This window comes from Amycolatopsis sp. NPDC034160 (genome assembly GCF_055575355.1).
Window position 1 is genome coordinate 177929 of the sequence record NZ_JBVISU010000005.1, and the last position, 21134, is coordinate 199062.

16 protein-coding genes are annotated in these 21134 nt (G+C 68.7%); 11 read left to right on the forward strand and 5 right to left on the reverse strand.

Translation table 11 applies throughout. The annotated features are described in order from the left end of the window. Positions 1-17 precede the first annotated feature (17 nt). From ACZ54P_RS14285 to ACZ54P_RS14300, 4 genes are all read left to right on the forward strand, one after another. Positions 18-791 carry an ABC transporter ATP-binding protein gene (locus tag ACZ54P_RS14285; protein WP_465461961.1) on the forward strand — a complete coding sequence of 258 codons (774 nt, stop codon included), beginning with the start codon at positions 18-20 and terminating at the stop codon, positions 789-791. After that, complete coding sequence (locus ACZ54P_RS14290) at positions 776-2353, forward strand: hypothetical protein (RefSeq protein WP_465461962.1); 1578 nt, start codon at positions 776-778, stop codon at positions 2351-2353. The genes ACZ54P_RS14285 and ACZ54P_RS14290 overlap by 16 nt, the downstream gene beginning before the upstream one ends. A gap of 119 nt (positions 2354-2472) precedes the next feature. Beyond that, entirely contained in the window at positions 2473-3240 is a 768-nt protein-coding gene (locus ACZ54P_RS14295) for a DUF1206 domain-containing protein (protein WP_465461963.1), read from the forward strand. Between the two features lie 51 nt (positions 3241-3291). Further along, positions 3292-4641 (forward strand): DUF2252 domain-containing protein, encoded by a 1350-nt coding sequence (locus ACZ54P_RS14300; protein ID WP_465461964.1) that lies wholly within the window; start codon positions 3292-3294, stop codon positions 4639-4641. Between the two features lie 19 nt (positions 4642-4660). On the opposite strand, the gene ACZ54P_RS14305 is transcribed toward ACZ54P_RS14300, so the two are convergent. The 3 genes from ACZ54P_RS14305 to ACZ54P_RS14315 all read right to left on the reverse strand — a co-directional run bounded on the left by ACZ54P_RS14305 (position 4661) and on the right by ACZ54P_RS14315 (position 10275). Then, complete coding sequence (locus ACZ54P_RS14305; protein WP_465462096.1) at positions 4661-7231, reverse strand: ABC transporter permease; 2571 nt, start codon at positions 7229-7231, stop codon at positions 4661-4663. Between the two features lie 5 nt (positions 7232-7236). Further along, on the reverse strand, positions 7237-7977 hold the full coding sequence (locus ACZ54P_RS14310) for an ABC transporter ATP-binding protein (protein WP_465461965.1): 741 nt from the start codon (positions 7975-7977) through the stop codon (positions 7237-7239). A 1917-nt stretch (positions 7978-9894) separates the two neighbouring features. Beyond that, positions 9895-10275: a DUF6355 family natural product biosynthesis protein gene (locus ACZ54P_RS14315; RefSeq protein WP_465461966.1), complete on the reverse strand. Its 381-nt coding sequence runs from the start codon at positions 10273-10275 to the stop codon at positions 9895-9897. Positions 10276-10451: 176 nt separating this feature from the next. On the opposite strand from ACZ54P_RS14315, the gene ACZ54P_RS14320 reads away from it, so the two are divergent. From ACZ54P_RS14320 to ACZ54P_RS14330, 3 genes are all read left to right on the forward strand, one after another. After that, positions 10452-11591 (forward strand): sensor histidine kinase, encoded by a 1140-nt coding sequence (locus ACZ54P_RS14320; RefSeq protein ID WP_465461967.1) that lies wholly within the window; start codon positions 10452-10454, stop codon positions 11589-11591. 11 nt (positions 11592-11602) lie between these two features. After that, entirely contained in the window at positions 11603-12259 is a 657-nt protein-coding gene (locus ACZ54P_RS14325) for a response regulator (RefSeq protein WP_465461968.1), read from the forward strand. Between the two features lie 249 nt (positions 12260-12508). Continuing rightward, positions 12509-13009: a DUF3291 domain-containing protein gene (locus ACZ54P_RS14330; protein ID WP_465461969.1), complete on the forward strand. Its 501-nt coding sequence runs from the start codon at positions 12509-12511 to the stop codon at positions 13007-13009. A gap of 104 nt (positions 13010-13113) precedes the next feature. Here the strand turns inward: ACZ54P_RS14330 and ACZ54P_RS14335 are convergent, their stop codons facing one another. Continuing rightward, complete coding sequence (locus ACZ54P_RS14335) at positions 13114-14082, reverse strand: helix-turn-helix domain-containing protein (RefSeq protein ID WP_465461970.1); 969 nt, start codon at positions 14080-14082, stop codon at positions 13114-13116. Positions 14083-14220: 138 nt separating this feature from the next. Here ACZ54P_RS14335 and ACZ54P_RS14340 point away from each other — a divergent pair, with 138 nt between their 5' ends. The 4 genes from ACZ54P_RS14340 (at position 14221) to ACZ54P_RS14355 (ending at position 18692) form a co-directional block, all read left to right on the forward strand. Beyond that, positions 14221-15126, forward strand: a complete 906-nt coding sequence (locus ACZ54P_RS14340) for an MBL fold metallo-hydrolase (protein ID WP_465461971.1) — start codon at positions 14221-14223, stop codon at positions 15124-15126. 44 nt (positions 15127-15170) lie between these two features. Continuing rightward, positions 15171-16625: a carboxylesterase/lipase family protein gene (locus ACZ54P_RS14345; protein ID WP_465461972.1), complete on the forward strand. Its 1455-nt coding sequence runs from the start codon at positions 15171-15173 to the stop codon at positions 16623-16625. 24 nt (positions 16626-16649) lie between these two features. Then, entirely contained in the window at positions 16650-17027 is a 378-nt protein-coding gene (locus ACZ54P_RS14350) for a hypothetical protein (protein ID WP_465461973.1), read from the forward strand. Between the two features lie 699 nt (positions 17028-17726). Next, entirely contained in the window at positions 17727-18692 is a 966-nt protein-coding gene (locus ACZ54P_RS14355; RefSeq protein WP_465461974.1) for a hypothetical protein, read from the forward strand. 249 nt (positions 18693-18941) lie between these two features. Here ACZ54P_RS14355 and ACZ54P_RS14360 read toward each other — a convergent pair whose 3' ends face one another. Next, entirely contained in the window at positions 18942-20090 is a 1149-nt protein-coding gene (locus ACZ54P_RS14360; protein WP_465461975.1) for a hypothetical protein, read from the reverse strand. Positions 20091-21134: the final 1044 nt, after the last annotated feature.

Sequence of the window (21134 nt, forward strand, 5' to 3'; positions counted from 1 at the left end):
CCGGTCATCGTGGGTCCATGCTGACCGAACCGGCCCCCGCGCTGCGACTGGACGGGCTGACGAAGACGTACTCCGGGAAGATCGCGGCCGACCACGTGAGTCTCACCGTGCCGGCCGGTTCGCTGACGGGGCTCGTCGGACCGAACGGCGCGGGCAAGACCACCTCGCTCGCCATGGCCGTCGGGTTGCTGCGGCCGGATTCCGGAACCGCGGCCGTCCACGGTGTCGACGTCTGGGCCGAACCCGCCGCGGCGAAGACCATGCTCGGGGTGCTGCCGGATGGTCTCGCCCTGCCGGAACGCCTGACCGGTGGCGAACTCCTGACCTATTGGGGTCTGCTGCGGGGGATGGACGCGGCGGTGGTCCGGTCGCGGGCGCTGGAGCTGATGCGGATCCTCGAACTCGACGACGCCGAGGAACGCGGAGTACTGGTGATCGAGTACTCGACCGGGATGCGCAAGAAGATAGGCCTCGCGACGGCGTTGCTGCACGCGCCCAAAGTCCTCGTGCTCGACGAACCGTTCGAAGCGGTCGACCCGGTTTCGGCACGGGTTCTGCGGGCGATGCTGCTGCGGTTCGTGGCGGCGGGCGGCTCGGTGGTCATCTCGTCCCATGTCATGTCGCTGGTCGAGGACCTGTGCGACCGGGTGGCCGTCATCGCGGACGGCAAGGTCGTGGCGGGCGGCACCCTCACCGAGGTGCGCGGCGGCTCGACGCTCGAGGACGTCTTCGTCCGGCTCGTCGGCGAGCGCGGTGTCGGGGAGGAGGAGCTGCTGTGGTTGGCGACCTGATCCGGTTGAAGCTCACGCTCCAGCGGCACACGATCAGCTGGAAACGGGTGCTCGGAGTGGTCGGGGGGCTCGTGGCCGCGGCGATCACCTGGGCGATCGTGTTCGTCACCGAACCAGCGGCCCGCGCCGACGTCCTGCTGCTCGTCCTCGCCTTCTGGGTCGCGGGCTGGCTGATCGGCCCCGTCCTCACCTCCGGGGCCGCGATACTCCGTCCCGAGTACTTCGCCCTCCTGCCCGTGCCGCGGCGCCGCCTCGGGGCCGGCCTGCTCGTGTCCGCCTTCGTGGGCGTCGGTGGTGCCGTAACGATGATCGCGTCCTTCGCGTTGGTCGCTTACGCCCTCGTCACCGCGACCGACGCGAGCGCAGTCGCCGCGGCCACGACAGCCCTCGTCGGGGCGGTGCTGCTGGTCGTGTTCGTCGTGGCGCTCTCCAGGACCGTCTACGCGCTTCTCGGCGCGGCGATGCGCACACAGCTCGGTGTGGAGCTCGCGGCGGTTCAGTACGGCCTGCTGCTGTCGTCGATGGTCGCGGGCTGGGCCGTGGTCCGCCCGGTGCTGAACTCGATCCCGGGATTCCTGCGCGAAGGTTTCGGCTCGATCCCGGCGCACGCGGTGCTGGAATGGACGCCGTTCGGCTTGCCCGTGCGTGCCGTCGACGCGATGGCCGCCGGGCGGCCGTTGCCCGCGCTGGGTTCGATCACGCTGCTCGCCGCGATCACCGCGGTCGTGACACTCACCGCGGTCGTGCTGCTGACCCCGCACGTCGGCAACCGCACCGCCCGCCGTCGCCGCCGTCCGTGGGGCAGCCGGGTGTTGACCCACGCCCGGCTGCTTCCCGCGAGCCCGCTCGGCGCCGTCGTCGGCAAGGAACTCCGCACCTGGTGGCGTGATCCGTGGCGCAGCCTGGAGGTGCGATCGGCCATCTGGTTCGGCGTGTTCATCGCGGTGTACGGCGTACTCGCCGGACTTCCGGAGATCGCCGGACTCGCCGGTGTCGCGGTCGCGCTGACCGTCGCGCTCAGTGGGGCGAACCTCTACGGCCAGGACGGCACCGCGCTCTGGCAACTGGTGGTCACCGAGAGCCGGGAGGCGGTGAGCGCGGACATCCGGGGTCGCCAGCTCGGCATCACCGTCCTTTTCGGACTGCCCGCCTTCGTCCTGTCCGGGGCGATGATGGGCGTGACCGGGATCTTCGAATACACGATGCCGATCCTGGCGGTCCTCGTCGCCCTGCTCGGTGTCGGCTGCGGTACCGCGGTGGTGATGTCGGTACTCGGCGCGACGCCGGGGGTCGATCCGCATCGCCGGGTCAACGCGACCGACGCGGGCGAGAACACGGTCGGAATCTTCGCGGCGTTCCAGATCCAGCTTTGGGCGACGGCGCCGACGTCGGCGATGGCCGTGATGCTGACCTTCGCCGTCGACTCGCTTCCCGTCTGGTTCGGAGCGGCGACGCTCGTGGTGGCGTTCGTCAACGCCGTCGCCGGTGCCTGGCTCGGTGGTGCCATCGCGACGCGCAGGCTGGCGAGCCGACTGCCCGAGACGTTCGCCAAGCTCCGCTGATCCGCCCGGCCGAGGGGGGTGCGGCCGGGCGGATCGCGGTCTCGGCCGAAGCTGACAGATCGGACACATTGCTCCCACTGGCCCTGGTGATCCGGTAGCGGGTCGACAAGGATCGCCCGATGCGCGAAGGCAAGCTGTTCGACCTGATCGCCCGGGGCGGGCTCGTCTGTTACTCCGTCGTCCATCTGCTCGTCGCGTGGCTCGCGGCGCAGGTCGCGCTCGGCGACCGGGCCAAGGCCGACAAGGCGGGCGCGTTGCAGGTGGTCGTCGCGGAAGGCGGCACCTGGCCGCTCTGGCTGATCGCGGTCGGTCTTGCCGTACTGGCGCTGTGGCAGCTGAGCGAGGCGCTCACGGGACATCGGCACGTGAAGGCCCGGCGGCGGACGGTGCGGCGGATCGTCAGCGGGATCGAGGTCGTGCTCTACGGCTTGGTCTCCTACAGCGCGGTGAAGGTCGCCATCTCGGGTGCCGACGACGGGCAGTCCTCGCTGGTCGCGGACATTCTCGCCGAGTCCTATGGCCAGGCACTCGTGACCGTCGTGGGGATCGTCGTCGTCGCGGTGGCGGTGTTCCTCGCGCAGCGAGGGTTCCGGAAGACTTTCGTCCGGGAACTCGATTTCGGCAGTGCCCCGGCGACGACCCGGACCACGACGATCCGGCTCGGCCAGGTCGGTTGGATCGCCCTCTCCGCCGCGTACGGAACCATCGGCGTCCTGACGGTGGTCTCCGCGGTCACCTTCGACCCCGCGAAGGCCAGCGGTCTCGACGTCGCGTTGAAGACGTTGGTCGCCCAGCCCTACGGCGGTCCCCTGCTCCTCGCGCTCGCGGCCGGGATCGCCGCGTTCGGCGCGTTCGCGCTGCTGGACGCGCGGTTCCGCAAGATCTGATCTGCCCGGCCCGCCGACCTGTGGCACGGTGAACCCCGTCAGGAGGTCGTGATGGCAGGTGTGGTCGAACGGATCCGTGAGCAGGGCGAGGACGGGCGGCGGGCACGTATCGTCGAGGTGCTGGTGGAGGCCTTCGACGACCTCATGCGTGCCGACGCGGACGCGTTCCGCCGGAAGTTCCGCAAGATGGCCGCCGCGCCGTTCGCCTTCTACCGCGGTTCGGCGTGCCTGTTCTACGCGGACATGGCGAACGAGGCCGACCCGTGGGCGAACGACGAGACCAGCCGGGTATGGATCCAGGGCGACCTCCACGCCGAGAACTTCGGCAGCTACATGGATTCGTCCGGGACGCTCGTGTTCGACGTCAACGACTTCGACGAGGCGTATCTCGGCTGCTTCACCTGGGACCTCAAACGGCTGGCCGCGAGCGTCGCGTTGCTGGCCTGGAGCAAGGCGATCTCCGACGACGACATCGCGACGCTGATCGGCACCTATCTGCGCGCCTATGTGAAACAGGTCCGCCAGTACGCCGAGCGCCCCGGTGACGAACTCGTCCGGCTCCAACTGGACAGCACCGAGGGCATCCTGCACGACGTGCTGCTGCGGGCCCGGTTGAAGACCCGGATCGACCTGCTGGACGAACTGACCATTGTGGAGGATTACGACCGGCGATTCCGGCACGGTCCGGGGATCCGGGTCCTCGAAGGGACCGAACGCGCGACCGCGATCACCGCGTTCGAGTCCTATTTGGACACGATCCCGAAGAGCAAGCGGTTCGGCAGCATCACCTATCGGGTCAAGGACATCGTCGGCCGGACGGGGTTCGGCATCGGCTCGGCCGGACTTCCGGCGTACAACATCCTCGTCGAAGGCCGGACTCAGGCGCTCGAGAACGACGTCGTCCTGTCGATGAAGCAGGGCAATGTCGCCGCACCGAGCCGGATCGTGTCCGAGCAGAGCATCCGCGACTACTTCACCGACGAAGGACACCGCACCGCCGTCTCGCAGCGTGCCCTGCAGGCCCACGCCGATCCCTGGCTCGGTCACACGGAGATCGGCGGGACCGGGTTCGTCGTCTCGGAGCTGTCGCCCTACGTCGACGACCTCGACTGGTCGGATCTGACCGAGCCCGCCGAGATGGCGCCGGTGCTCGACTATCTCGGCCGCGCGACGGCGAAGATGCATTGTGTGTCCGATTCGGACTCCGAGCAGACCCTGGTCGATTTCCAAAGCGAAGCGGCCATCGCCGGAGTGATCGGTGACGGCGAGGACGAGTTCGTCCGCGAGCTGACCGAGTTCGGGATGGCCTACGCCGAGCAGTCCCGGGAGGACCACCGGTTGTTCGTGAACGCCTTCCGTGGCGGCGAAATCCCCGCCGTCCGGCCCGCCTCGAAGGGCTGACCGGACGACGGGAAGAGTGCTACTCGCGGAGACCGATCGCCTCGATCGGTTTGGACCGCAGCGCCACCCGGGTGGCCAGGCCGAGCGAGACCAGGCCGAGCAGGACCGCCCCGGCGATGACCCCGCCGAAGACGGCGATCGGTCCGGACAGCAACGGGGTCCCGCGCAGGGCGAGGTTCAGCACGACGAGGGGAACCCCCGCCACCACCGTGCCGAGCACGGCGGCGAGGCCGACGGTCGCCAGCGCTTCGAAGCGCATCATCCGCACGACCTGGTGCTTCGTGGTACCGATGAGCCGCAGCAGCGCGAACTCCCGTGACCGCTGAGCCGTGCTCATCACCAGCGTGTTGGCCACCGAGATCACGACGTAGCCGAGGATCACGCCGACCGCGACCAGGTTCACGTAGAACTGGGCCTGCTCCTGGCCCCCGCCGGGCGAGGCGACCGCCGATCCCGGAGCCACGGCCAGCCCCGGATAGCGGACGGCGAGGTCGCGCAACGCGGCGACGACCGTCGCGGGGTCGGCGCCGGGTTCGTCCCGCACCAGGACCGAGTCGTCCATCCGGTCGCCGGTGTGGGCCCTGGCCAGGTCGGCGGGCAGCAAGTAGCGGCCGAACGCCTGGTCGCGGGTGTAGGTGGCGACCAGCCGCAGCTTCGCCGGAGAGCCGTCACCGAAGTAGAACTCGACCTCGTCACCGATCTTCTTCTCGTACCAGTCGGCTTCCGACTCGCTCATCGCGACGGTGTTCCCGGTGAGGTCGGTGATCCGGCCCGACACCAGGCCCAAGTCGAGGTTGCCGCGCACTTGGCCGCCATCCAGGCCCTGTGCCGCGTACCGCTCGACGCGCAGGCTGTCCTGCTCCTGGACGGTGTTCAGCACCTCGGTCCGCACGACGGGGGTCGCCGCGGCCACGCCGGGAATCCGCCGCGCCGCTTCGGCGACCTCCGGGGAAAGACCGCCGGTGCCGCTGGAGAGGACGTGGTCGGCGGTGGTCGACTCCACCGTCTGCTCCTGCCGGGCGGCCGCGGCGGTGGTCTGGCTGTAGAACATCGTCAGCGCGAACGAGACCGCCAGCATCACCGGGGTCACCGCGGCGGCCAGCCGCCGTGCGTTGGCCTGGCTGTTGGCAGCGGCCAGGTACCCGCTGATCCGGGAGGTCCGGACCAGCACCGGGGCGATCAGTCGCGTCATGAACGCGACCACCTTCGGGCCGACCACGGCCAGCCCGATCACGATGATCAACGCCGAACTCGACGAGGCCGCCAGGGCCGGTTCACCACGCAGGAAGATCGGGACCAGCGCGCCGACGAGGCCGGCCACCACCAGCGCGCCGCCGATGGCGGTGCGCACGCGGCCGAGTTCACGCCGTTCCACTGCGGCCTCGCCGAGTGCTTCGACGGGGCGGATCGACGACGGGCGCCGCGACGCCGACCACGCGGCCAGCCGGGCCGTGCCCAGCCCGAGCGCCAGCGCGGCGATGAGCGGAAGCGGGCTGATCGCCAGCTCGAAGTCCGGCGGGATCACCCCGATGGCACCGAAGGCGTTCCTCAGGCCGTAGCCGACCGCCACCCCCAGACCGCTGCCCAGCAGTCCGGCGATCACCGCGACCAGCATGGTCTCGGCGCCGATGAGCTTGCGGATCTGCTGCGGGGTCGCCGCGATCGCCCGCAGCAGCGCGAACTCTCGGCGGCGCTGGTTGATGACCAGTGCCAGCGTGCTGGCTACGACGAACACCGCGATGAGCAGCGCGAAACCGCCGAACGAGCCCGCCAGCGCCATCAGCAGCATCCGGGTCTGGCTGACGTCGAGGAACTCGACCGTGCTGCGCTCGACCCCGGTCGTCACCGTGACCTTGTCGGTGCCCACCGCGTCGCGGATCCGGTCGGCGAGGTCAGCCGGCGAGACACCCGGATCCGCCAGCACGCCGATCGCGTGCGCTTGGCCGGGTGTCCCGGCGAGTTCGGCCGCCTTCTCCTGCGAGAAGAACAGCGCGGACTGCCGAGTGAGGCCGTTCCCCGATTTCGGGGTGGCGATCCCGGAGACCCGGAATTCCACCGGAGCCGAGCGGACCGCGATCTTCACCCGCTGGCCGACGGCCACCCCGCTTCGGGACGCCAGGTCCGCGTCGAGGACGACCTCATCGGCACCAGTGGGCGCCAAGCCGTCACGCAGCGAGAACGGCGCCAGCGCGGCGGCCTCCCAGTTGTGTCCCAGCGACTGGCCGCCTTCCGGCGCGTTCAGCGCCCGGCCGTCGGCCGTGACGACGTTGGCCGGGAAGCTCTGCTCCGCGACCACGCCGCGGACCCCGGGCACCCCGGTGATCGCCCCGGCCAGCGAGACCGGCACCGAAGCCTGCTCGGCGACCTGCTGGGTTTCGAGAGCACCCACGCCCGGCGGATCGACCGTCTGCTGACCGCCCACGACGACCGCCGCGTCGGCGTAGCGCTGCGTCGGGACACCCGCCCGCAGGCCCGATTCCATCAGGATGCCGCAACCGGCGACCAGCGCCGTCCCGCAGAGGATCGCGACGAACGCGCCGACGAAACCGCTCAAGCGGGTCTTCATCGTCTGCCATGCCAAGTCCCACACGACGGTCACCACTCCCCGAGGTGGGTCATGCGCTCGGCGACGCGTTCCGGGGTGGGCTGCGGGAGGTGACCGGCGAGCTTGCCGTCGGCCAGGAACAGCACGCCGTGCGCGGCCGACGCCGCTACCGGGTCGTGGGTGACCATCAGCACGGTCTGCCCCATGTCGTCCACAATGGAGCGAAGCAGATCGAGTACTTGGCGCGCGGTGCGCGTGTCGAGGGCCCCGGTCGGTTCGTCGGCGAGGACGACCTCCGGCCGGGTGATCAGCGCGCGGGCGATCGCGACCCGCTGCTGCTGCCCACCGGAGAGCTCCGACGGGCGGTGTTCGAGCTTCTTCGCGATCCCGACGCTCTCGACGATCTGCCGCAGCCATTGCGGGTCGGGCTTCTGCCCGGCCAACCGGGTCGGGAGCGTGATGTTCTGCAGCACGTTCAACGACGGCAACAGGTTGTAGGCCTGGAAGATGAACCCGATGCGGGTCCGCCGCAACTCGGTGAGCGCTTTCTCCCGCATCTTGCTCAGTTCCGTGTCCCCCAGCAGCACCCGTCCCGAAGTCGGCCGGTCCAGTCCGGCCGCGCAGTGCAGGAAGGTGCTCTTGCCCGATCCCGACGGGCCCATCACCGCGGTGAAGGTACCTCTGCGCACCCCGACGGTCACCCCGTTCAAAGCCGTGACCGCGCCGTCACCGGAACCGTAGATCTTGCTCACGGATTCCAGCTCCAAGGCGCACGCGCCCCCTGCATTCATCGTTTCCCCTTATGCGGTGGTGATCTGTCTCGTCACAACCTACGGTTGACGAGGACCGGGATCGAACCCGCCAGGGGGAAGCTTCCTGGTAGAGCAGGCACCACCATGGGCCATGGCTGGTAGGGCAATAGCTCAGCCCAGGCAGGCCGAGCCGAGGGTCAACACGGCAAGTCGAACGCTCCGGCGTCCGCACCAGCAACAACTTGCTCACATGCTTCGCCGAGATGAACGCGGCACAAGCCCCGCAGCCTTCCCCGACACACAGCCGTGACCAGTGCCGATCGATACCTGCTGTCACTGCTTTCGCCTGTGCCTCTCATCACTCCTAGCAAGCCTCTGACCGCGTCGTCACGCGTGATCGAGGCTGTACCTGCGTTCCTTGAACGCGTTCGCGAGGAATGCGCTCCGACCACAGTGGACCGGTACGTCGTCACGCTGAAGACACACATCATTCCCGGGATAGGCAGCTCCTGTTCACCGAGTGCACTGTCAGTCGCCTGCAGCAGTTCGAGGCCGGGTTGAGGAGTAAGCAGCACCTCAAGGCACAGGAGAGGCAAAAGCAAGTCCAGCCCAAGAAGCTGGCACCGACGACACGACGCGTTGTCCGTGAGGTCACCCGCGGTCTGCTTCAGATCGGCGTTGAGGCAGGAATACTCACCCACAACCCAGTCAAGTCGATGCGTCGAATCGTGGGGCGACCACAGAACGCCGCAAAAGCAGTCACCGCAGCGGCGGTTCCCTCGCTGTTAGCCAAATCGACGGCGACAAACTGGCGCGTGACGCTGACTTGCCTACCATCGTTCGGGCGCTGTTTGGTCTAGGAGGACACGGTGACGCACTCCCGTACTTCTTCACCGTGTAATCGCGGCTCCGGTTGAGCTTTACGTCGATGCCTTGCCGCGAGCGGCGGTTCCACTGGCGCGATCACCACCACCGCCTCCACTGCGACTCAGCGGACACCACTTTTGCTTTGCTGACAGGATCTGCTATCGCAACCGGTGGAATAGCGCCAGTTCCTCAGGTCAGTCTCCCCGCTCCCCTTACTCGGGTGGTGGTGTTCGCAGTCCGGTCTCGGGCATTCAGCGGCGTGCCGCGCGTTCCAGGCCGCGCCCATCGACTCATACCGCCGGGTGAACTGCGCGTCCCGCCGTGCACGCCACACCGAGGGAACCACCCTGCGAGTGACCAAGAGCTCGTGGGGTGCGTAGTCGTTGCGGGTGCAGGACACCGCCATCCCGGCGGCCGTCAGGATGGTTCGCATCGCCGCGGACATCGCCTCGTCGATCGTAGACAACAACCGCTCGAACGCGGCAGATTCCTCGCCTTCCCGATGAGGGTCCTCGGCCCAGGCGTCCTGTCCCGCATCGAGAAGGACAGCGTGCTCTCGCCAGCCAACCAACACGCCAGGCAGATCTGGTACATCGACCGTCACGACCGCACCGGCGGTCCCTATCGGACCGTCACCAGGGGCACCGGCAATCCGGCGGCAGCCAGTTCAGCCTGAACTACATCCCGTAAATCCTCCAGCTGGAGGCGTCACTCCGGGTCCGCTGCGGCGGGTGCTTCGGTCATGCCGACATCTTTCCGTACACCCACGACAAACCTGAGCCTCGGGACGTCTAGCCACCGCACTGTCCGGGCTATGGCAAGCCTGATCACGACCCGCGAAGCGCTCGGCTAATGACGAAATCGCTTGACGAAGCAATGGCATGCGGTCGGCTACGACTCCGCTTAGCAACCGGCCGCTCAAGTTCCAAGCCGACGGCAGGAGTGGTTGACGATCAAGGCGAGGCCAGCACGGTCTACCACGCGTCCGCGTCTGACCAGGGCACCACCAACCCCGCCCACATCGGAGATCCTGACGACAAGCGAGGAGGTGTGACCCCCGGATCACACCTCCTCGCGAACACGGTCACGTCACGGACGACATCCCACGCCGCCGATATAGACGGCGTACGAGATTCCCGCCGCGGTGCCGAGTCTGGTCTCGCCGGGGCGAACGCACCAGTACCAGTCGTTGGTGAACGGGTTGTGGTGCTCGATGCGGATCACGACGGTGGTGCTGCCGCAGTGACCGTAATACGCAGTGGAACTCGTTTCGTAGAACCCGCATGCCATAGGCCCGATGCCGGTCGGTTCCTCAGCGGTTGCCGCATTTCCGACGCCGGCGCCGCCGAGCAGAAGCGCGCTGGAGGCGAGCGCGGCACCGGCACCCTTCGCGACGTTTCGGAGAGCCGCGTTCATCCGGCCCGTCTTCGCCTGACCGCCGTGACGCTTTTCCCTTGAGATGGACACCATGAATCCTCATTTCTCTTGTGCCAGAAGCAGAAGCGGTTCTTCGTTCGCTTGAGCATGGCGCGACTTCTCCGCCGGCACATCCCCGAACCGTCGTGCCGTATCTACGCAGGAATACGTACGCCGGGATACGCCCTGGAGGGGATGTTCGCCGGTCGCCATCGGGTTACCGTCGAGGCATGGGGCGAGGGGAACGCGTTCGGCGATGGCTGCTGTATGCGTGGCCGAGTCTGCCGTTCATCGGCATAGGCCTGGCCACGACCGGGAGCAGCCAACCCGAGGCATGGCTGGAGCCGGACGTGCCGGCCTATGCGCTCGTGGTCACTGCCTCGCTGACACTGATCATCCGCCGGTATCCGCTGCTGTGTCTCACGGTGAACGGGATCGTGGTCGTCGGCTATCTGTCGCTCGGCTACCCGTTCGGCCCTATCCTGCTCACCATGCCTGCCGTGGTGCTGGTGATGGCCGCGTGCAGCCCGCTGGACGAGGCGATCCTGACTATCGCCGGGTACTTCGCCGTGTTTCTGGCCGCGTCCTGGGCCAAACGTGCCCGCGAGCAGCCGCCGGAATCCGTCGGGGCCGCCATGACGTGGCATGCCGTGGGCTGGGGCGTGCTCATCGCGCTGGCGGTCGTAGTGGGTGTGGCGATCCGGGTCCGTCGCGAAGCGCTCGACACCGCTCGTGTCGATCAGGCACGCCCGTTCGGGTCAGCGGACCGGCTGCGGATGGCCGAGGAACTGCACGACTCCCTCGGCCATGGGCTCGCCGTCATCGCGATGCAGGCAGGTGTCGCGTTGCACGTGCTCGACCGCGACGCGCAGGACGCGAGAGCGGCACTGGAAGCCGTGCGCGCCACCAGCAAGGAGTCGCTGACCGACCTTCGCGCCGCACTGGAGTCGTTGCGCGGCAAGAACACCACGCTGCGTCCCGCACCAGGCCTGGCCTGCCTCAACCGACTGGCCGACCGAGTCCGGCGCGCCGGCGTGGATCTCCAAGTGCAGGTCGCCCCTCGGCTCCCGCAACTGCCGCCGACGGTCGACACGATCGCTTATCAGATCGTGCACGAGTCGCTGACCAACGTGCTTCGTCACGTCGGCCCGGCGTCCGTCCGAGTACGCATCGCCTGCGCCGAGCACGACTCAAAGCTCCTGCTTGAGGTGACCGACACCGGCCAGACGACAGGCGACCCGCCGGTCGGCGCCGGCATCGGCTCGGGCATCAAGGAAATAACGGCGCACGCGGAGGCGGCGGGCGGGGCACTTCGTGCGAGGCCGAGGCCTGGCGGAGGATTCGCGGTCGTGGCTTGGCTGCCACTCTGAGGGGAATTCTCATGACGCGAGTCGTGGTGATCGATGACGAGGCCTTGATCCGGATCGGTGTGCGCACCCTGCTGAAGACCGAGCCCGACACAGAACTGATCGGCGAAGCGGCCGATGGCGGCGCCGGTCTCGCGATGATCCGCGACACCGTTCCCGACGTCGTCCTCATGGACATCCGGATGCCGGGAACGAGCGGCCTGGTCACGCTGAGGAAGATCACCACAGACCCGGCACTGGCCGCGGTGGGGGTGGTGATCCTGACAACCTTCGACCTCGACGAGTACATCTTCGAGGCCTTGCGCTGCGGAGCACGCGGATTCGTGCTCAAAGACGCCGAACCGGCCGACATGCTCCGCGCCATCCGGGCCGTCGCCGACGGCCAATCGCTACTCTCCCCATCGGTCACCCACCGCGTCATCGACCGGTTCCGCCACACCGGCCGGCCGGCGACGGCACACCCGGACATCGCCCGGCTGACGCACCGCGAACGAGAGGTCCTCTGCTGGGCGGCCACCGGAATGTCCAACCACGAGATCGCCCGGCAACTCGTCATCAGCACCGAAACGATCCGGACCCACATCAGCCGAGCCATGGTGAAACTCCACGCCCGCGACCGGGCGCAGCTCATCGTCTACGCGATCCAGGCCGGGCTCACCCTGCCCATATGAGGCACGACGCCAAGTAGCACAGGCCGGACTGGGTTACGAAAGCCACTCAGCCCGTCAACGCTGTGGAGGTGGCTCTCGCAACACCCTCGCCTGGCAGTATGTGCGCGGCGGCTGGTCGCTGTGGTGGCGTGGTCGCCCATAGGCGTGAACCCTGGTAAGGGGGCCAGGGGTTCGAGCCCCCTTGGGAAGCTGGCGGTCACCCTCTTCCGGGACGGGCCTCGTGGGCTCGGGGAGCTGTGGGATCCCTTGATGGCGGCCTTCGTCAGCCTGGCCAGAGCGACACAGCGAGGTGCGGGAGAGAAGGAAACCGTCGACTCGTTCTTCGCCCGGCTCGACCCGGCACGATGGCGCTGCCGGAGACGGTCCGTCGAGCCGTTGCTGGACCTGCTGCTTCAGACTCGCGTACACGCCGATGCCCTGATGCTCTCCACCGCCCAGCGCATCGTGAACATGTCGGTCTGGGAGAGTCGCGACAGCCTGTGGGACTACGTCTACCGCAGCGGTCATCTGAATGTGCTCCGGCGCCGCGCCGAGTGGTTCGAGCTGCCGAAGACGGCGTTCCAGGTGATGTGGTGGATCCCGGCCGGCCACGTGCCCACCGTCGAGGAGGCGGTCGAGCGGCTACAACATTTGCGCACGCACGGCCCGTCGCCCAGCGCCTTCGGGTTCAGGGACACGTTCACACCCGAGGGCGCGGGCCTCGGCCTCGCGACCACCGCCGGACACGACCACCGCCAGACCGCCGGCTGAGCACCACCAGGCGACCGGCACCGGCCGATACCGGCTCCACGCCGAACTTCCCGATCCTGAAACGCAAATACGCCGACGCCAGCGTGAGCCGATGAATCTAGACGTCACTTATTGAGGGGTAAGGAAAATATGGCGTGATCGGGTCGCTGTCGTGAAGCTCCCTTACAGTTTGCGCAGACGTCGCGCACGGCAGCCGGTCCACCGCTCCGGCCGGCCCGCTCCGCCGCACTCGCCTGCCGCAGCAGGGCCAGTGCCGCCTCCGACGGTGAGCCCGCGGGCGTCGTGCACACCACGACGGACTGCCCCGGCGAACGCGCGAGGACGAGGGTCTGCTGGGTGACGGTCACTGTGCCGACGACCGGATGGCGAAGCTCGTAGGTGGCCGCGTCGCACGGCGTCACCCGGTGGTCACCCCACAACGCCACGAATTCCGGGCTCTTCATCGTCAGCTCGCCGATCAGCTCGGCGAGCTGACGATCCTCCGGATGACGGCCGACGGCGATCCTCAGGTTGCCCACGACAGCGCGCGCCTTGCGCCACCAGTCCCCGTAGAGCTCCCGGCAGTGCGGGTCCAGGAACAGCATCCGGCTCATGTTCGGCCGGTGCGCGGCGTCCTGGGGGCTCCGCGGGTCCACGTGGCCGGCGAGCAGGGCGTGACCAAGGGGGTTCCACGCCAGCACGTCCGTGCGCCGGCCGAGGACGAGCGCCGGGACGCCGTCGAAGGAGCGCAGCAGGTCTCGCGTCTCGTCGGCGAGCTTCTCGGGCCGGGGCCTTCGCGCCCGCGGTACGCGGCGGGAAGCCCCGGCGAGGCGTTCCAGGTGGTCCCGCTCGTGGTCGTCGAGCAGCAGGGCGCCGGCGATCGCCTCGAGCACCTCCGCCGACGCGCCACGCGACAGGCCCTGCTCGAGCCGGGTGTAGTAGGACACGCTGACCCCCGCCAGCTGCGCCAGCTCCTCCCGGCGCAGTCCCGCCACCCGCCGGCGCGGCCCGAGGTCGCGGAGACCCACGTCTTCCGGGCGCAGCCTGGCCCGCCGTGCCTGCAGGAAATCGCCGAGCGGGCCTGGTCCGTTCATCACTCCACTATCCACGCCCGCGGCGCCTCGTAGCCAGACCCTCCGGGGGGTAGGACAACGCGGGGCTGGTCGGCGCGCGCGGACACGATCAGGCTCGACCTGGTCAGGGCGGCTGCCCGCGACTCACGAGGAGTGATCATGGATCAGATCAAGCTGGGCGACGTGACCGTGACCCGTGTCAAGGAGTACTACGGCTCGGTCGAGATGGGCCCCGCGGACTTCTTCCCCGAAAGCCCCGACGGCGCCTGGGACGAGCACCGAAGCTGGCTTGCCCCGGACTTCCTGGACTCCGGCGCCGGCGAATGCGTCTCGGCCATCCAGACCTGGCTGCTGCGCAGCGAAGGCCGCACCATCCTCGTCGACACCGGGGTCGGCAACCACAAGGACCGCCCCTACGCGCCCGTCTGGAGCCGGCTGGACACGAACTTCCTGGACAACCTCGCCGCCGCCGGCGTCCGGCCCGAAGACGTCGACATCGTCATCAACACCCACCTGCACATCGACCACGTGGGCTGGAACACTTACCTCGACGACCGGGCCTGGGTGCCGACCTTCCCGAACGCCACGTACCTGATGACGCGGCAGGACTTCGACTTCTGGAACCCGGCCAACAACCACGAACCGCGGTTGGGTCGCGGCAACCAGAACGTCTTCGAGGACAGCGTCGCCCCGGTGCACGAGGCCGGGCTGACCCGTCTGTGGGACGGCTCGTACCGGATCGACCGGAACCTCCGACTGGATCTCGCGCCCGGCCATACCCCCGGGTCGTCCGTGCTGAGCCTGGAGTCGGGCGGCGACCGCGCGCTGTTCGTCGGCGATCTGGTGCACAACCCGCTGCAGCTCGTGGAGCCGGAGACGAACTCCTGCTTCTGCGAGGACCCTGCCGAGGCCCGGGCGACCCGCTACAAGCTCCTCGGCCGCGCGGCCGAGGACAACGCGCTGGTCTTCCCGGCTCACCTCGGTGGCCACGGCGGTGCCGTGGTCGAGCGTGACGGGTCGAAGTTCGCCATCAAGGAGTGGGCGGGCTTCTCCCGCATCGCGTGAATCCGGCCCTGTTCCGCAACAGCCCGAGAGAGGAAGCGTTTCCCGTGTCCCAGCAGGCAGATCCGATCGCCGAGACCCCGGCGGGCGTCGTGCGCGGTGTTCGTGACCGCTTCGGCGAGCTCTACCGGGCCATCCCGTATGCGGCGGCTCCCACGGGCGCCGGCCGATTCGCGCCCCCGGTGTCCCACCCGGGCTGGTCCGGTGTCCGGAACGCCACCGCGCCTTCGCCGACCGCGCCGCAGCCGGTCCGCGACTTCGGGCGGCTCGACATGACCCCGTACTTCGGCCCGGGCTGGGTGCGCGGCGAGGAGTACCTGACCGTCGACGTCCGCACCCCCGGCACCGACGGCGGGAAGCGGCCGGTCATGGTCTTCGTGCACGGCGGCGGGTTCGTCACCGGCTCCACCCGCGCCGCCCTCTACGACGGCCGGGCGTTCGCCCGCGACGGCGTGGTGCTGGTGACGGTGAACTACCGCGTCGGCATCCCTGGCTTCCTCGACCTGGAGGGTGCCCCCGCCAACCGCGGGCTGCTCGACGTGATCGCCGCGCTCGGCTGGGTGCGGGACACGATTGCCGGGTTCGGTGGCGATCCCGGGAACGTCACGCTGTTCGGGCAATCCGCGGGGGCCACCATCATCGGAGCCCTGCTGGCGACGCCGGAGGCCAAGGGGCTGTTCCGGCGCGCGATCGTCCAGAGCGGCAGCGGTACCGGCGCCTTCACCCCCGAGCAGGCGCACCGGGTCACGGCCGTGGCCGCGCGGGCGCTGGGCGTGCCACCCACCGCGGAGGCCTTCGCCGATATCCCGGACGAGAGGTTTCTCGAGATCCTGCCGGATCTCGCGGGGATCGACCTGCGGACCGCGACGGCCACGGACCCGCTCGTCGAGCTGAGCCCGTTCTCCCTGGTCCTGCCCGTACAGCCGGCCGACGCCCTGGCGGAGGGGCCGGCGGGCGAGGTCGACCTGCTCATCGGCACCAACACCGAGGAGGGCCACCTCTACCTGGTACCGCAGGGCAAGCTGGAATCGTCGACGGACGAGGATGTGCTCGCCGTCGCGGCGAAGGTCGACACGGACCCCGCCGCCGTCGTCGCGGCCCATCGGGTGGCCCGGCCGGGGGCGACCCCGGGCGAGCTGCGCTCCGCGGTGCTGGGCGAAGGACTCTTCGGGGCCGGCACCGCGCGGCTGGCCGAGGCCCACGCCCGGCTGTCCGGTGGCCGCACCCACGCCTACTCGTTCGGCTACCGTTCGACGGCTTTGGGCGGGCGGCTGGGCGCCACCCATACGGTCGAGCTGCCCTTCGTCTTCGACATCGCCGATGAACCGTGGCTGCACGGCGACGCCGGTCTGCTCGGTCCCGACCCGGCGCCCGCCGGGCTGGCAGCCCACGTGCACGGCGCCTGGGTCGCTTTCGCGACCCACGGCGAACCGGGTTGGGCAGCGTACGACCCGCTGCGGCCACAGGCGGAAGCCCTGGGTGGCGTTCGCTATTGCCGATGATCCCACCACCCCGACGCATTGTGGATGATCGACACCATCGATCACCTTCCCGATATCGAGACAGCGATCGGCCCGTTGCTCGACAACGTCAACATCGTCGTCAATAAAACCCCCAGGAATCACCACGGCCTCAGCCACAGCAAGAAACGCTTCCACATCAGACGACCAATCGAAGAAATCGACGCAATCTTCCACACGCATGGCCTTCATCTCGCAACAGAACGCGTACCGGCGACATCGGTACAGTGCTGGACGCGACCGACCACCCAGGACGACCACGCCGGCGGTCGCAACCCCAGCCCGTCGCGTAGAACCCCACCGACGCCGACACCTCACCAACTGACCTTGCATTTCTCCAACCGGAGCCAGAATGATCCCCGCACCGGTGAACCACTCCAGTGACGTCGTGCCCACTGAACTTCTCACTTACCTGCGCACTGTGCTGCCCCCACGCTCTCAGTCGAGAACCCCTCACCCGCACGTTGAAACATCCTGGTCTCGGTTTGCAGGGCTTCCATGACTACGCTTGTCTCTCGCGTCTCCATATGCGAAGTATCAGAGTGAAAACGCAAGTTGTCACCTATGAACGATTCGCATCCTGGAGTGAACCCGGGTCAACGCGCATAGCACTAGCCAGTTCACTGAACGCCTCTCGACACGACCGGCTACGTCCGCGATCGGAACTTCTTCAGGCTCCACACCAAAACGGGACTCGACTATCGATAGTCTGATGTCTCCGCGTGGCGATCACTCGTGCCATGACCAAAGCAGGCTCTCCCTCAGCCGTCGCGATCGACCGCACCTGGCAGCCCATCGGGGTCCGAGCTACCACCGGACGACCCTGTGACCGATCGCGACGATCCCGGCGTCGCCGCCATCCGTTTCCGTCCGGCTCAGCCGAGTTCCGGGGCAGACGCTCTAGGGTCGGCCTCTCCGGCCGAGGTGCACGGCGGGAAGTGGTCTGAGCGTGCTGATCTGCGACTGAGGTCTCGACCGGATGGGGGCACCGAACTTCCGCACACTTGTCGGTCGGACAAGGCAACCACAGCGACCAGTCGCGCGTGATCCTGCAGACCGCTTCCCGCGTTCCAAGGGGTATTCATGCGTAAAGCCGTACTAAGCGCCGTACTCGGCGCGTCGCTCGCGTTCGCCGTCACCACCGCCCTCCCCGCCACCGCGGTGGCCACACCCTCGGCGGCTCCCTGCACCTGGGTCGCCTCCGACCTGCCGGTCCCCGCCGGAGCCAGCGGTGGCTCGGTGGCCGTCGCCGGACCGAACGGGTACCTGGCCGGGTTGGTGTGGAAGGAGAATAAAGGCGTGAACGTGCTGTGGCACAACCGCGAGGTCGTCGAAATGCCGCAGCCGCCGAACGGCACCGCGGTCCAGTTCAAGGCGATCAGTGGCCGCGGCGAGGTTGTGGGATATCAGTCCTCGGCCGACGTCAGCGCGGGATTCCGTTACCACGACGGCGTTTACGAGACCCTGCCGAGCCCGCCCGGGGTGCGGGCCACTGCCACCGCCATCAACGAGTCCGGTGACATCGTGGGGTACGTCGGTGATGGACGAGTGCCCTACCAGGTCATCCTCTGGCCGGCGAATGCTCCCGGCAGCTACCGGATCATCGCCGACGGCATAGCGGTCGGCATCGACAACGCGGGCCGGGTGGTGACCGAGCCCGGGCTGGTGTGGTCGCCCGACGGCTCCACCCGGCGGCTGGCCGGGTACGGCGATCTCGTCATCCAGCGATACCAGGGCGAGCGGATCGTTGGCTTGTCAAGGTCTCACGGTGAGCAACTCCTCGAGTGGGACGTGAACACCGGTGCCGTCCTGGGCGAGACGCCGGGGACCACCGCGATGGGCATCAACGCGAACGGCCTGCTCGCAGCGTGGTATTTCAACGACAACGGTTCGCACACGCTCGGCATCTGGCGGAATCGGACCTTCATCGGCGACTTCGCCCCTGCCAGCAGGATCTCCGCGGTCACCGACGACGACCAGCTCGCCGGTTCGCACGGCCCGGCGTCCCCCTGGGTGCCCGCTACGTGGAGCTGCGTTTCCGCGCCATGACCGGCGTTGCAGATCGAAACGGTCGAGGTACCTGGCGCGCCGATCATCGGTCGCGTCGGTGAGGTAGGAGCGGACCGCGGCCGGGATGGGTTTATAAGTCACCGCTGAGGATCGGCGTGTCGCCGGGGTGAGGTCAGAGCGGATGGTCGTGTGGGTGAAGGCCGACCTGACCGGTATTGACGATTAGCGGCGGGATCACTGGGAGGACCTGTGATCCCGCCGCCGTTAGTCGAAATCGCCACCTACAGATCAGCAGGTGCAGACGCCGCCGTTGTTGACTCCGGCAATGCCGTTGCCGCCGCCGAGGCCGCTGGCGCCGGACGGGGTGGCGATGGTGTCCGCGCCGTCGTTGATGGTTCCGGAGTTCCCGAGGCCACCCGCGCCCGCGGCGCCGCCGAGGCCACCAGGACCGCCGGGGCCACTGCAACCGGTACCGCCGTTACCGCCGCCGGCACCGTTGCCACCCTTGCCGCCTGCCGCGGTGATGTTGTCGATACCGGTTCCGCCGGTGAGCGTGCCGGAGTTCCCGATCCCACCTGCTCCACCGGCACCGCCGACACCACCGGCTCCGCCGGGCTGGACGGCGGCGAGGCCGTTGCCGCCCTTGCCACCTGCGCCACCGTTACCGCCGAGCCCGCCGTTGACCTTGAGTGTGTCGACACCGGCACCACCGCTGATGGTCCCGGCGTTCCCGACGCCGCCGGCTCCCCCGGCGCCACCGACCCCGCCGGCGCCGCCGCCGTGACCGCACCCGCCGACGCCACCGGCCGCACCGGTACCTCCGGCGCCACCGTTGGCGGTGACGTTGTCGAGACCGGGATCGGCGAGATTGCCGGTGAATGTTCCGGAGTTTCCGACGCCACCGGCCGCACCCGCGCCACCGATACCCCCGGCGCCCGCGCCACCGGCGACGAGGCCGCTGTTACCGCCGCGACCACCGAGACCACCGTTGCCGCCCCTGCCCGCGGTGAAGATGACGGTGTCACTGCCGACGCCACCGGTGACGTTCCCGGCGTTACCGGCGCCGCCGATCCCGCCGACACCACCGTTACCACCGGCGCCGCCGGCGCCGGTGGCGAATCCGGCGCCACCCTGGCCGCCGTTCCCGCCGTTGCCTCCCGCACCACCGAGGACGGTGATGCTGTCCGTACCGGTACCGCCGTCGATCACCCCGGTGCTGCCCACACCGGCACCGCCGACGCTTCCAGTTCCACCGTTTCCGCCCGCGTTGCCCGCGGGAGTGCCCGCGTTACCGTCGGCCCCCGGAGGACCGTTGGTGCCTGCGGTACCGGCGACGCCGGTGACCCTGATCGTGTCATTGCCGGCGAGCCCGTTCACCGTGCCGTTCACAGCGCCGCCGGTGATGGTGATGATGTTGTTCCCCGTGGTGCCATCCAATACCTGACCGGCGGGAATCCCTGCCGTGCAAGTGAAATTGGCGCCGCTCTGGGTACATCCCGGCGGAAGCGCCCACGCCTGCGCGGGCACGAGAAGGGCGAATCCTGCCCCGGTGCCCAAACCAATCAGGGCCCGGCCGACCCGGCCTGCCGTGCTGATACGTGCTGTCGATCTCATGATCAACCTTCCACCCGTAAGGGGGTCCGGGACTGATGCCACGGACCTGCGAGGTGGTGTGTGCTGACCGGAGTCTGGGGCCATTGCCCGGTGCCGCATACCTGAGGGCACCGGATCAACCAACACCCTCGACATGACCGACCCTTCGCCCCTTCACCTGGGTTTTGCAAGCGCAACCGCGGCCAGTCACCCATACGCCATCAGACCCCATGGATGCCAGCGATCGCGGCCGCCGTCAGCCGGCGGCGATATCCGCCGTGCGGCGCCCTCTCACTCACCGCATACGCTTCTTGCGCTGCACGCCAGGCTCGGAATCGAAAACCACACCGACGAAACTCGTTCGGCCCTTTCGCCGACCTCGCGCATCCGCCGACGTCACTCGGAGGTGAAGTCGGTGTCGCCGTGTGCGGCCGAGGGCGGCGCCCAAGAGGCGAGACACTCGACCACGCGGCGGTGCACACGACGTTCGCCGATGGCCGTGATCTGCAGGCACAAGCCTCCTCTGGGGGCGCCACCGGACGTTCCGGCAGACCGAAGATGGCTCAGAGGGGACCCCGACACCCTCATTTCACCGGAAATGCGCGAAATGATGTCGCGCGAACTCAGTCGGCCGGCGACGGCGGCCCCGCGAGGTGCGGAAGGCAGTCGACTTGGTCGATATTGCCCGCCTTACCTGCCGATCCGGCCCCTGACTCGCCGGTCCAGCACCACGCTGATGGAATTCCGGACCGCAACCGTCCCGGCGCAGGGTCCGAGGGCGGCAGGCTCGTCTTCGAGGGCTCACCCGCCGAACTCGCCTCACGACAGGACTCGCTCACCGGCTTGTCGCTCGCTGCGGCGACGCGAGCAGCGCACTGAGCCCCGAAA